The organism is Lysobacter concretionis Ko07 = DSM 16239 (genome assembly GCF_000768345.1).
Classification (GTDB): Bacteria; Pseudomonadota; Gammaproteobacteria; order Xanthomonadales; family Xanthomonadaceae; genus Novilysobacter; species Novilysobacter concretionis.
In genome coordinates this window covers 138,639-151,092 of record NZ_AVPS01000008.1, presented here as the reverse complement: position 1 = coordinate 151,092, position 12,454 = coordinate 138,639, and the positions used below count along the sequence as shown (strand labels likewise).

The window sequence follows — 12,454 nt, the reverse complement described above, 5'->3', positions numbered from 1 at the left end:
ATGCCGCTGGACTGGCTCACCCTCGGCGCGGCGCTGCTGACCGGCCTGATGGGCGGCGTGCATTGCGCGGCGATGTGCGGCGGCATCGCCACCGGGTTCTCGGCGATGGGCCCGCGCGCCAGCTGGAAATACGCGATCGAACCGAACCTGGGCCGCGTACTGGGCTACACCGCGGCCGGCGCGATCGCCGGCGGCATCGGCCACGGCATCCTCGACCTGGCCCGGCTGGACTGGCTCGCCATGGGCCTGCGCGCGGCGGTCGGACTGGTGCTGGTGGTGGTCGCCGTGCGCCTGCTGGATCGCAAGGGCCGGCTCGCCTTCCTGTCCGGGCCGGGCACCGGCGCGCTGTGGGCAAGACTGCGACCGCTGCAACGCCGCCTGCTGCCGGCCAACACCAGCGCAAAACGGATCGGACTGGGGATGTTGTGGGGCTGGATGCCGTGCGGACTCAGCACCACCATGCTCGCCGCCGCCTGGCTGCAGGCCGACACGCGCAACGGTGCGCTGACCATGGCCGCATTCGGGCTCGGGACCCTGCCGCTGATGGTGTCGCTGACCTGGTCGGGCGCGCGGCTGGGCCAGCGCCTGCAGCGCGGCGGCTGGCGGCTGGGTGCGGGCTTGCTCGTGCTCGCGGCGGGCCTGCTGACACTGGCATCGCCGTGGCTGATGCAGGTGCCGGCGATGCACGGCCTGCTGGCCGCGCTGGGCTGCCTGCCGCGGTCAATGTGAATCCACCGGATCTGTAGGGCGCCATAGCCGGAGGCGTATTGCGCCGCGGACCTGCACGCCGCACCGGACCCCGGCGCAATGCACCGCCAGGGCGGCTTATTGCGCCCTTGTATCTTCAACCCGTCGAGTCGCAGCCCTATCGCTGCCGCGCTTGCGCGGCCGGCGCCGGTGGCTCGCAGCCGTGCGCGAGGCGGTGCAGTTCGGCGACATCGACGATCTCCACGCTGCGACCGAGCACCACGATCACACCGTCGTCCTGCAGGCGGGTAAAGCCGCGGCTGACGGTTTCCAGCGCCAGGCCCAGGAAATCGGCGATGTCCTGCCGGCCCATCGGCAACCGGAACTTGTTGCCGCACTGGCCGATATTGCTCAGCCGCTCGCCCAGGCCGTGCAGGAACAACGCGATGCGCTCGTTGGCCTGGCGGCGCACCAGCATCTCCAGGTGGTCCTGGTCGCGGCCGACGCTCTGGCCGATCACCCGCATCAGCTGTTGCTGCAGGCTCGGCAATTGCGCGGCGATCGTGGTGAGCTGCTCGAACGGCACTTCGCAGACATTCGCGGTGGTCAACGCCACCGCATCGCAGCGGTGCGTACCGGTCCCCAGCGCATCCAGCCCGATCAGTTCGCCCGGCAGATGGAAACCCACCACCTGCGCATCCCCATCCTCGGTGGTGCTGACGGTCTTGAACGCGCCGTCGCGGGCCACATACACCGAGCCCAGCCGGTCGCCGGTGCGGAACAGCCACTCACCGCGCTCCACCGGACGCCGGCGGCGGACGATCTCGTCAAGCTGCTGCAGGTCCACCGGCCCGATCTCCGCCGGCAGGCACAACTGCCGCAGCGAGCACTGCGCGCAGCCCCGGCGCAGGGAGGCAAGGTCGATGACGGACGAAGCCGCGGCAGAAGTGTTCATGGGGCGTCATCGTGCCATGCCCGGGGCCGGAACGTGATACCGGTTCGGGCGGCGATACAATGCGTGGATGAATATTTTCAAGATCTTCACCCTCGAGGCCGCCCACCGGCTGCCGAACGTCCCGCCAGGGCACAAGTGCGCCCGCCTGCACGGGCATTCGTTCCGGGTCGAGATCCACCTGGAGGGCGAACCCGGCGCGGACACCGGCTGGGTGGTCGATTTCGCCGACATCAAGGCGGCTTTCCGCCCGCTGTACGAGCAGCTCGACCACAACTACCTCAATGACATCGAGGGCCTCGACAACCCCACCAGCGAGCGCATCGCGATGTGGATCTGGGAGCGCCTGAAACCTACGTTGCCGTTGCTGAGCGAGGTCGTGGTGCACGAGACCTGCACGTCAGGCTGCCGTTACCGGGGTTGATCGCGCGGCCGGGCGAGCCGGTCGCCGCCGAAGCTGAACGGATTCCACCTGACAGAGCACCTGTTGTTGCATCGCAACATAATCGGGATTATGCTGCACCGCACAAATCGACAAATCTCTTGTCGACGCAAGCAGGAGACTCCCGTCATGTACCAGCAATTCAACGAGCAGTTCGCCGTCGCCACGCGTCAGTTCGCGGAAGCCGCGGCACAGGTCAACCGTCTCGCCATCGAAAACACCGAGGCCCTGTTCGGCCTGCAGTTGGCCGCGATCGAAGACCGCGCCAATGCCACCTTCGCGTTCCTGGGCGAGTTCGCCGAAGTGCGCGACGCCGACGGCCTGAAGAAGATCTGGCCGAAGGGCGTGCAGGTCGCCCGCGAGAACGTCGAGCGCGGCGTCGCCGTCGGCCAGGAAGTCATCGGCCGCACCACCAAGGCCAATGAGCAGATCGGCGATATCGCCAAGTCGCAGCTCGAAGCCGCGGTAAAGACCACCCAGGCCAACGCCGAGCAGGTCGCCAAGAGCGTGACCGAGAAGGCCGAGTCGTTTGCCAAGGGCGCGACCAAGGCTGCCAAGGCCAAGTAAACCGTCTCTCTCTCCAGCCACGGCCGGAACACGAAACCCGGAAGCGCAGGCTTCCGGGTTTTTTGTTGCCTGCGCTCAGGCCGGCGACTGCCGCTCCGTCAATCCGGCATCCGGCAAGTGCAGGCAACTGGCCAGTTCGGCCGGGTCGTGCCGGGGCCGGTAAGGCAGCCGGCCCCAACACGGCACCGGCAGGCGATCACGCAATATCTGGACGTTGTCGTCGATGCGGGCCATCGCCGGGTCCACCTCGTTGGCGATCCAGCCCAGCAGCCGCACGCCGTCGGCCTGGATGGCCCGCACGCTCAGCCGTGCGTGGTTGATGCAGCCCAGCCGCAGGCCGACCACCAGCACCACCGGCAGATCCAGCGCGCGCACCAGATCGAGCTGGTCATGGTGCACCGACAAGGGCGCGGCCCAGCCACCGACGCCTTCGACCACCACCGTGTCGGCCTGTGCCGCCAGTCGCGCGTGCGCGGCCAGGATCCGGTCGAAGCCCAGTTCGACCCCGTCCTCGCGCAGCGCCAGCTCGGGTGCGACCGGCGAACGCAACGCATACGGGTTGATGTCGGCATACGCCGGCCGCGGCTCGCTGGCCGCCTGCAACAGCAGCGCATCCTCGTTGCGCCAGGCGCCGTCGATGTACTCGCAACCGCTCGCAACCGGCTTCATCCCGACTGCGCGCCGGCCGCGCGCGCGCAGCGCATGCAGCAGGCTCGCGCTGGCCACCGATTTGCCGACCCCGGTATCAGTGCCGGTCACATAGAAACCGCGGATATCCATGCGGGCATGGTAATGCTTGACATGGAGCTGGCCTGACCAGAAGCCGCCGGATCAGCGCCTGGCCTGACCCACTGCCGGCCGTGTCGAGACCGCTGTATCCGGCCGATATGAACCCGGCCCCATCTGACCGCCACCGGACCTGAGCCACTCGACCGGTGCCCCGCCCGAGCCGACCCAGTCCGGCCTTGCAAAGCCCGGCCCGGCGATGCCGGCGTTGTCCGACCCGCCCGGACCGGCGCTGCTAGACTGGCCCGATGTTCACTTCAACCGTGCTGTCCGGCAGCAAGCCGGAACAATACGCGGACCTGGCCGCCCAGCTCCGCGCCCTGCTCGCCGGCGAGCGCGACCGGATCGCCAACGCGGCCAACCTGTCGGCGCTGGTCTACCACGCGTTGCCGGCGCTGAACTGGGTCGGGTTCTATTTCTTCGACGGCCGCGAACTGGTGGTCGGGCCGTTCCAGGGCCAGCCGGCCTGTGTGCGCATCCCGCTCGACAAGGGCGTCTGCGGCGCGGCCGCGTCCACCCGGCAGACCCAGCGGGTCGCCGACGTCAACGCATTCCCCGGCCACATCGCCTGCGACTCGGCGTCCCGCTCGGAGATCGTGGTGCCGCTGGTACGCGGCGACGAACTGATCGGCGTGTTGGATGTCGACAGTCCGCAGCTCGACCGTTTCGATGCCGACGACCAGCGCGGCATGGAAGCGATCGCGCAGATCTTCCTGGAGTCACTGGAATGAAGGAAAAACTGCGCAACATCGGCCCGAAATCCACCGCCTGGTTGCGCCAGGTCGGTCTGCGCAGCCGCCATGAACTGGCCCAGGTCGGCCCGGTCGAGGCGTTCATGCGGGTCAAGCGCGCGGGCTTCCGGCCGACCTTGAACCTGCTCTATTCGATCGAGGGCGCGCTGCTGGATTGCCACTGGCAGGACGTTCCCGAGCACCGCCGCAACGAGCTGGCCGCCGCCGCGAACGAGGCCATCGACCAGTTGCCAGCACCGCGGAACAAGCCGCCAGCCGGGCCGGTCACCGTCACCGTGCTGACCGCCGACACCGTCGCGCCACGGCCGGATGACGTCGCGGACGGGTAGCCGCAACCGTCTGCCCGCGCACCAGCAACAACGCCCCGGTCCAGGGGCGTTGTCGTTTCAATCAATCACTGTTTCCAACCCGGCCGCGTCAATGCGCCGGGCGGTACTTCAGGCGCAGTCCGTACTCGCGGCCGGGCTGGTTGTACCAGGCCACGGTCTCGTAGTCGTGGTCCAGCACGTTGCTCGCCCGTGCCTGCAGCGACCAGGCCGGGCTGAGCGCGTATTCCACCCGCAGGTCCAGCGTGCCGTAACCGCCCAGGCGCACGTTGTTGGCGGCATCGTCGAAGCGCTCGCCGGCGGCGATAAGCGTGGTGCCGAAGCGGAAGTCGCCGAAGCGGCGGTCCAGATCCACCCGCGCTGTGTTGCGGGCCCGGCGCGCGAGCAGGTTGTCGTGCTGGACACCCGCGGAACGGTTGCGCGGATCGGTGTGGCTGAGCTGGGTCGACAGGTCCCAACCGGCGACGGTGGTGTTGAAGGTGAACTCCGCGCCGCGGATCCGCGCCCGCTCGACCTGGCTCATCATCCACGTCGTCGAGTCGTAGGTGATCAGGTCGTCGATGCGGGTCTCGTACACGTCCAGCGCCCAGTTCCAGTTTTCCGCGGTCTGCGCCAGACCCAGGTTGAGGCTTTCGGACTCTTCCGGCTTCAGGCCCGGCACGCCGCTCCACGGGTCGTACAGATCGCTGAAGGTGGGCGCCTTGAAGCCGGTGCCGTAACTCGCCGACAGCCGGAACCCGTTGTCCAGCGTCATGCCCCAGCCGAGCGAACCGGTGGTGTGGTTGCCGAACTGGTCGTTGTCGTCGTTGCGCACGCCCGCCTGCCACTGCTGGGCGCCGAATGTGCCCTGGTATTGCACGAACACCGCCGTGTTCTCGCGGCTGTCGACCAGGTAGGCGGTGCTGCTGTCCAGGTGGTCCTGGTACCAGTCCACGCCGGCGCTGAGCAGCTGCCCGCTGGCGACGGTCACATCGGCCTGCACCGAGGCGGTGTCGCGGTGGGTGTTGTTGGTGCTGGCGTGGACGTCGCCGGTGTAGTTGTCGGACTCGTTGTCGCTGCGGCCGGCGTTGACGGTCACCGCCACGCGCTCGCTCGGGGTGTAGCGCAGCTTGCCGCTGAACACCTGCTGCATGATCTCGGAGTAGTTGTAGAAGCCGTCGTACTCGTTCTCGCCCTCGGTACGCAGCGCGCTGGCCTCGACGCTAAGTGCGTCGCTGAAGGTGTAGCCACCGCGCAGGTTGAGCGAGTGGTTGCGGTAGCCGTCGCGGTCGGGCTCGTCGGCGTAGCAACCCTGGAACAACGTCGCAGATCCGCGGCAGGCATTGATGCCGTCGGTGCGCTGGTAACCCGCGTCGGCACCGAACCAGCCACGCCCGATGCTGCCGCCGAACCCGCCGCTGGCCTCGCGCAGGCCGTTGCTGCCGGCCCCAAGCTGGAAATGCGGTGCGAACGCGCCGTGGTCGCGGCGGGTGAAGATCTGGATCACCCCGCCGATCGCCTCCGATCCGTACAGGCTGGAACCCGGCCCGCGCATGATCTCGACGCGCTCGATCTGCTCGACCGGAATGTTCTGGAAGGTGGCGAATGCGAAGTCGGCCAGGTTGACCCGCACGCCGTCGATCAGCACCAGCGTGTGGGCGGAGTTGGTGCCGCGCATGAACAACGTGGTCAGCTTGCCGGCGCCGCCGGAATTGACCAGGTTGATGCCGGCGCGGCCCTGCAGCAGCTCCTGCAGCGAAGTTGCCTGGCTGCGCTCGATGGTCGCGCGGTCGATCACCTGGGTCGGCGCGATGCTGTCTTCCAGCGCGATGGCGGTGCGGGTGGAGGTGACCACGATCTGGTCCAGGTCGGTGGCGGTGTCGGTGTTGCCACTCTGCGCAAACGCGGCCACGGGAAGGGCCAGTGCAACGGCCATGGAAAGGAGGCGGAACTGGGGCATTGTCGGGAAACTCCAGGCGCCGACGCACGCCCGCGCCGGCAAGAAAGGGGAGTTGGACAAGGCGGGAGAGCTGCGGAGATGCCGGGCGGACGACGGCACGCCGCCGCAACGCCCGCCGCGTCGCAACCAGTCGACTTCCAGGCCGGTCTCCGGACTCGCGAGCGCAACGGTCGTGCCGTTGCCGCCGAAGCGCCTTCCCGTGCAGTGCACAGTGGCGACGTGCTTCGACTCGTCTCGCTTACCGTTGCGGGGGCAGCGCCGGAATGCTCCATCCCCGGTCCATGAGGACGTGATGGAGGTCACCGGCTTCCCGTTTCAACCTGCGGACGGGAGTGTCCACAGGTCACCTGAAAGCCGGCGAAGTCTACGCCATCGGCCGGCGCCGCGGCAAAGGACCTGTTCCGGAAGCGCCCCAACTGCAGCGAAACGCTGCCGCGGCAGCCAGCCGGGTTGGGACAGCCTCCGCCGCTGTCCGGATCCCGCATCGGGGCTCGTGTACTGGTGAGCGGGCTGCCAGCGATGGACAGTCCGGCCCGCCGAAGACCCACCGACACGGCGGCACGACCACCAGACAAACCACATCACTTCCGAACGCGGACATCCGCCGCGCCATCAATTTTCCACGCTGTCAGGCAGGCCTTCGAGCGCCTGATCGCCAACCGGCCCGATCCGGGCAGGATTCCCATGTTCAAGCAGATCGCAAGACTCAAGTCCGGTGCCAGCGACATCGTCCGCAGGCACGAGGGGGAAAATCCCCGTACCGCCGGCCGCGTCTGCCAGGCCGTCGGCGGGCTGCTGGTGGCCGATGGTTTGGTCGGGCTGGAAAACCCCTTCAACAGAACGAAATCCCGCGCGGGAATCTTCGGCGCGCTCGTGCTTTCCATCATGGGTCTGGCCATCGCGGCCGGCGCGTTTTTCATCGTGCAAGTCCCGCAGGTCGACTCCGTGGTTGCGGGCTCCATCTCGCGCATATCAGCACCGAGGGTCGACAAGGACGACGGCAGCAGGACCTGCTCCTACGACGCCAGCTACACCGTTGACGGCAGGGACTACACCGTCAACTCGGGCTTCGGCTCCGACAGGACCTGCAACCGGAGCATCGGTGAGCCGGTCGATGTCCACTACCTCGCCGCAGCACCTTCCAGGGGAGTGCTCGAGCTCGGCACCCGGAAGGCGATCCGATGGGGCGGACTGGGCCTGGGACTGCTGCTTCTGGTGATCGGCGCCGTCACGTTCCTGATCCGCGCCGGCACCATTTTCTTCGGCATCAAGCTGTTCCTTCGCGGCCGGAAGCTGGTCAAGACCAGCCCGCCAACCCAGGCAGACGATGGAAGTGTCGTCGGCGCCGCCAGGGAAGCCTTCATGGCGATGCGGTTCGGGTAGCGGCGGTCAGGCCACGGGCGCGCCGACCTGTGGCGCCCCGGCGCGGCGACGGATCCACAGGTTGATCAGCTCGACGAACACCGAGAACGCCATGGCCGCGTACACGTAGCCCTTCGGGATATGCACGCCGAAGCCGTCGGCGATCAGCACCAGGCCGATCATCAGCAGGAAGCTCAGCGCCAGTATCTTGACCGTCGGGTGGCGTTCGACGAACTCGCTGATCGGGCGCGCAAACGCCAGCATGAAGACGATCGAGATCACGATCGCGGTCACCATCACCCAGCGCTCGTCGACCATACCGACGGCGGTGATGATCGAGTCCAGCGAGAACACGATGTCGAGCACCATGATCTGGGCCAGGACGGCAGCGAACGATGCGGTCGCGGCCGAGACGACATGCTGCGATGCCCCTTCGACCTTCTGGTGGATTTCATGGGTGGCCTTGGCGATCAGGAACAGGCCACCGCCGATCAGGATCAGGTCGCGCCACGAGAACGTCTGCCCGAGGAGACTGAACAACGGCGCGGTCAGACCGATGATCCAGACGATCGTAAACAGCAGCAGGAGCCGGGAAACGGCGGCCAGCAGGATGCCGATCTTGCGCGCCCGGTCGCGCTGGTGGACCGGCAGCCGCCCGGCCAGGATCGAGATGAAGATGATGTTGTCGATCCCGAGCACGAGTTCCAGCGCGGTCAGCGTGGCGAGCGCGACCCACAGTTCGGGATTGGCGAGAGTTTCCATCGGATGCTTCCTTCGCGTTGCCGACCTGCTGGCGGAATGCCAGCACGCAGTCGGTCGCCGCTGCGCGACACCGGTGGTGACCGGTGCCATGCAGTGACTCGCGAAGGTCTTGCTCGCATGGCCGTGGAGGCCATGCCGCTGCGCCGGAGCCGAAGCTCGTATTGACGGGTACAGCGTTCGGGAGCTACTCCCCTTCGAGCGCGGAGACTAGCACGCGCTTTGGGGGGTTGAATACCAATGTCGGCGACGCCCGGCGGTACCATGCCCATCATGTCCTACGAAGATTCTGGCCCAATGGCCGCCGCTCCCTTCGGTCAGGCTCCTGATGGCACACACTCCCAACCGCGTGACTGATCCAGCGCAGCGTCCTTCGGCGCTGTCGGCGATGCGCTATCCGATCTTCCGCCAGGTCTGGTTCGCCAGTGCGTCCTCGAACTTCGGCGGCATGATCCAGTCGGTCGGCGCGTCCTGGCTGATGATCTCGATCGCCAAGTCAGCCGACATGGTCGCGCTGGTGCAGGCCTCCGTCGCCCTGCCGGTCATGCTGTTCTCGCTGGTCGCGGGCGCCATGGCGGACAACTACGACCGCCGCAGGATGATGTTCGGCGCGCAGCTGTTCATGTTGCTGGTGTCGGTCGCGCTGGCGCTGTGCGCCTGGTCGGGCCTGATCACGCCGTGGCTGCTGCTGCTTTTTACTTTTCTCATCGGCTGCGGCGCGGCATTCAATGCGCCGGCGTGGCAGGCCTCGGTCGGCGACATGGTGCCGCGGGCGGAACTGCCGGGCGCCGTCGCCCTCAACAGCATGGGCTTCAACATCGCGCGCAGCGTCGGCCCGGCGCTTGGCGGTGCGATCGTTGCGGCTGCCGGCGCGGCGGCGGCGTTCGGGATCAATGCCGTCAGCTATGTCGCTTTGCTCGTGGTGCTGGCGCGCTGGCGCCCGCCGCCGAATCCGCAGCTGCTGCCGCGCGAAGCGCTCGGCAGCGCGATGGCTGCGGGCGTGCGCTACGTGGTCATGTCGCCCGCCATCCGCGCCGTCCTCGGCCGCGCCTTCGTCTTTGGCGCCGGCGCGAGCGCGGTCATGGCACTGATGCCGCTGGTTGCCAGGGACCTGGTCGCGGGCGGACCGCTGACCTATGGCCTGCTACTCGGTGCATTCGGCCTGGGCGCGATCGCCGGTGCGATGGGCAGCACGCGCCTGCGCGACCTGCTGTCAACCGAAGGCCTGGTCCGCTGGTCCTGCATCGCCTTCGCGATTGCCGCGGCGGTTGCCGCCATGAGCAGCTGGCTGCTGTTGACGATGGTGGCGCTGATGCTGGGCGGCGCGTCGTGGGTGCTGGCGTTGTCGACGTTCAACGTGACGGTGCAGCTGTCCACGCCGCGCTGGGTCGTGGCGCGCGCGCTGTCGCTGTACCAGATGGCGGCGTTCGCCGGCATCGCGCTGGGCAGCTGGCTGTGGGGGATCATGGCCGACCACGGCGACGTGCGCATGTCCTTGCTGGCGGCAGCGCTGGTCATGCTCGCCTGCGCGCTGCTGGGGTTCTGGCGTCCGCTGGCCCGGCTGACCGAACTCAACCTGGATCCGTTCAGCCACTGGCAGGAGCCCGCCACCGCCGTGCCCATCCAGCCGCGTACCGGACCGGTGGTGATCACGATCGAATACCGCATCCGCGACGAGGACGTGCCGGCGTTCCTTGGCGCGATGGCGGAGCGGCGACGCATCCGGCGCCGCGACGGCGCCCGCCACTGGCGTGTGCTGCGCGATCTCGCCGATCCGCAGGTCTGGATCGAGCGCTACCTGACCCCGACCTGGCTTGACTACGTCCGCCACAACAGCCGTCTCACCCACGACGACGCGACCATTCCGGCGCAGCTGCGCGCGCTGCACTGCGGCCCCGACGGGCCTCGGGTGCGGCGGATGATCGAGCGCCAGCCCAGCGATCTGCACGCTGTGCCAACCTCGGGCCCGCAGGCGCTCACCGAGCCGGTGAGCGAGACCATCCGCGGATCGTAGGTCGCTTGAGGCGCGGAGAATTTCCGGGCCCGGTTACTCCACCGTCACCGACTTGGCCAGGTTCCTCGGCTTGTCCACATCGGTGCCGCGGGCCAGGGCGACATGGTAGGCGAGCAGTTGCACCGGGATGGTGTGGATCACGGGCGAGAGCACGCCGACGTGGCGGGGGGCGCGGATGACGTGGACGCCTTCGGAGGGGCCGAACTGGCTTTCCTCGTCGGTGAACACGAACAGCTCGCCGCCGCGGGCGCGGACTTCCTGCATGTTGGATTTCACCTTCTCCAGCAGGCTGTCGTTGGGGGCGATCACCACCACCGGCATGGCGTCGGTCACCAGCGCCAGCGGGCCGTGCTTGAGCTCGCCGGCGGGGTAGGCCTCGGCGTGGATGTAGGAGATTTCCTTGAGCTTGAGCGCGCCTTCCAGCGCGATCGGGTAATGCACGCCACGGCCGAGGAACAGCGCGTGCTCCTTCGGTGCGAAATGCTCCGACCAGGCGGTGATCTGCGGCTCCAGGTTGAGCGCGTGCTGCACGCTGCCGGGCAGGTGGCGCAGGGCGTCGAGGTACTCGGCTTCGCGCGCTTCATCGAGGCGGCCGCGCAGCTTGGCCAGGGTTGCGGTCAGGGTGAACAGCGCGACCAGCTGGGTCGTGAACGCCTTGGTCGAGGCAACGCCGATCTCGGCACCGGCGCGGGTGTAGCAGACCAGCCGGCTGGCGCGCGGGATCGCGCTTTCGGGCACGTTGCAGATCGACAGCGTCCGCTCCTGGCCCAGCGACTTGGCGTATTTCAGCGCCTCCATCGTGTCCAGCGTCTCGCCCGACTGCGACAGGGTGATGATCAGGTGCTTCGGGTTGGCGACCACGTCGCGGTAGCGGTATTCGCTGGCGATCTCCACCGAGCACGGCAGCCCGGCGATCGCCTCGATCCAGTAGCGCGCGGTCATGCCGGCGTAGTAGCTGGTGCCGCAGGCGAGGATCTGCACGCCCTCGATACCGGCCAGCACGTCCGCCGCGTCGTCACCGAACAGCTCGGCGGAGAAGGTGCCGGCGTCGATCACGCCCTCGATGGTGTCGGCGATCGCGCGCGGCTGCTCGTGGATCTCCTTCTGCATGAAGTGGCTGTACGGGCCGAGCTCCAGCGACGCCAGCGACACGTCCGACAGGTGCACCTCGCGCTCGATCCGGGCGTTGTCCGGGCCGAACACCGTGACGCTGTCGCGGGTGATCTCGGCGGTGTCGCCCTCTTCCAGGAAGATCACCTTGCGGGTCGCCTGCAGGATCGCGGAGACGTCGCTGGCGATGAAGTTCTCGCCCTCGCCCAGGCCGATCAGCAGCGGGCAGCCCATGCGCGCGGCGATCAGGCGACCCGGCTCCTTGCGGCTCACCACCGCCAGCGCGTACGCGCCGTGCAGCTCATGCACCGCCGCCTGCACCGCGTGCAGCAGGTCCTTGCCTTCGGTCAGGTGCGAATGGATCAGGTGGGCGATGACCTCGGTATCGGTCTGCGACTCGAACACGTAGCCCATCGCGATGAGTTTTTCGCGCTGCTCGTCGTGGTTCTCGATGATGCCGTTGTGCACCAGCGCGACGCCGGCGCTGACGTGCGGGTGGGCGTTGGCCTCGGTCACGCCGCCGTGGGTCGCCCAGCGGGTGTGGCCGATGCCGAGCTGGGCCTGGAAACCCTCGGCCAGCGCCGCGCCTTCCATCTCCGCCACGCGGCCGGTGCGGCGTACGCGGCGCACTTCCTGGTCGTTGATCACGGCGATGCCGGCGGAATCGTAGCCGCGGTATTCCAGCCGCTTCAGGCCTTCGATCAGGACCGGGACCACATCGCGATCCGCGATCGCACCGACGATTCCACACATGGCGA

Annotated in this window: 12 protein-coding genes and 1 riboswitch; of the genes, 7 read left to right on the top strand and 5 right to left on the bottom strand. The window is 68.1% G+C overall.

Features of this window, described 5'->3' with window-relative positions:
- Entirely contained in the window at positions 1-729 is a 729-nt protein-coding gene (locus N792_RS10955; protein WP_036195041.1) for a sulfite exporter TauE/SafE family protein, read from the top strand.
- A gap of 136 nt (positions 730-865) precedes the next feature.
- Here the strand turns inward: N792_RS10955 and fnr are convergent, their stop codons facing one another.
- Positions 866-1,642: a fumarate/nitrate reduction transcriptional regulator Fnr gene (gene fnr / locus N792_RS10950; RefSeq protein WP_052103988.1), complete on the bottom strand. Its 777-nt coding sequence runs from the start codon at positions 1,640-1,642 to the stop codon at positions 866-868.
- Positions 1,643-1,709: 67 nt separating this feature from the next.
- On the opposite strand from fnr, the gene queD reads away from it, so the two are divergent.
- Positions 1,710-2,063 carry a 6-carboxytetrahydropterin synthase QueD gene (gene queD / locus N792_RS10945; protein ID WP_036195039.1) on the top strand — a complete coding sequence of 118 codons (354 nt, stop codon included), beginning with the start codon at positions 1,710-1,712 and terminating at the stop codon, positions 2,061-2,063.
- A 147-nt stretch (positions 2,064-2,210) separates the two neighbouring features.
- Positions 2,211-2,648 (top strand): phasin family protein, encoded by a 438-nt coding sequence (locus N792_RS10940; protein ID WP_052103986.1) that lies wholly within the window; start codon positions 2,211-2,213, stop codon positions 2,646-2,648.
- 75 nt (positions 2,649-2,723) lie between these two features.
- Here the strand turns inward: N792_RS10940 and bioD are convergent, their stop codons facing one another.
- Positions 2,724-3,428: a dethiobiotin synthase gene (gene bioD / locus N792_RS10935; protein ID WP_036195037.1), complete on the bottom strand. Its 705-nt coding sequence runs from the start codon at positions 3,426-3,428 to the stop codon at positions 2,724-2,726.
- Between the two features lie 254 nt (positions 3,429-3,682).
- Here bioD and N792_RS10930 point away from each other — a divergent pair, with 254 nt between their 5' ends.
- Both N792_RS10930 and N792_RS10925 read left to right on the top strand, forming a co-directional pair.
- Positions 3,683-4,165 (top strand): GAF domain-containing protein, encoded by a 483-nt coding sequence (locus N792_RS10930; RefSeq protein ID WP_036195035.1) that lies wholly within the window; start codon positions 3,683-3,685, stop codon positions 4,163-4,165.
- A complete protein-coding gene (locus tag N792_RS10925; RefSeq protein ID WP_036195033.1) occupies positions 4,162-4,515 on the top strand; it encodes a TfoX/Sxy family protein in 354 nt (117 codons plus the stop codon). The genes N792_RS10930 and N792_RS10925 overlap by 4 nt, the downstream gene beginning before the upstream one ends.
- Positions 4,516-4,603: 88 nt before the next feature.
- On the opposite strand, the gene btuB is transcribed toward N792_RS10925, so the two are convergent.
- Positions 4,604-6,427: a TonB-dependent vitamin B12 receptor gene (gene btuB / locus N792_RS10920; protein ID WP_084105727.1), complete on the bottom strand. Its 1,824-nt coding sequence runs from the start codon at positions 6,425-6,427 to the stop codon at positions 4,604-4,606.
- A gap of 147 nt (positions 6,428-6,574) precedes the next feature.
- Positions 6,575-6,817: riboswitch (cobalamin riboswitch) on the bottom strand.
- 318 nt (positions 6,818-7,135) lie between these two features.
- On the opposite strand from btuB, the gene N792_RS10915 reads away from it, so the two are divergent.
- Positions 7,136-7,834 carry a DUF3592 domain-containing protein gene (locus N792_RS10915; RefSeq protein ID WP_036195029.1) on the top strand — a complete coding sequence of 233 codons (699 nt, stop codon included), beginning with the start codon at positions 7,136-7,138 and terminating at the stop codon, positions 7,832-7,834.
- A 6-nt stretch (positions 7,835-7,840) separates the two neighbouring features.
- Here N792_RS10915 and N792_RS10910 read toward each other — a convergent pair whose 3' ends face one another.
- Positions 7,841-8,575: a TerC family protein gene (locus N792_RS10910; RefSeq protein ID WP_036195026.1), complete on the bottom strand. Its 735-nt coding sequence runs from the start codon at positions 8,573-8,575 to the stop codon at positions 7,841-7,843.
- A gap of 346 nt (positions 8,576-8,921) precedes the next feature.
- Here N792_RS10910 and N792_RS10905 point away from each other — a divergent pair, with 346 nt between their 5' ends.
- Positions 8,922-10,586, top strand: a complete 1,665-nt coding sequence (locus N792_RS10905) for an MFS transporter (protein ID WP_198025594.1) — start codon at positions 8,922-8,924, stop codon at positions 10,584-10,586.
- A 33-nt stretch (positions 10,587-10,619) separates the two neighbouring features.
- On the opposite strand, the gene glmS is transcribed toward N792_RS10905, so the two are convergent.
- Positions 10,620-12,449 carry a glutamine--fructose-6-phosphate transaminase (isomerizing) gene (gene glmS / locus N792_RS10900; RefSeq protein WP_036195022.1) on the bottom strand — a complete coding sequence of 610 codons (1,830 nt, stop codon included), beginning with the start codon at positions 12,447-12,449 and terminating at the stop codon, positions 10,620-10,622.
- Positions 12,450-12,454 lie beyond the last annotated feature (5 nt).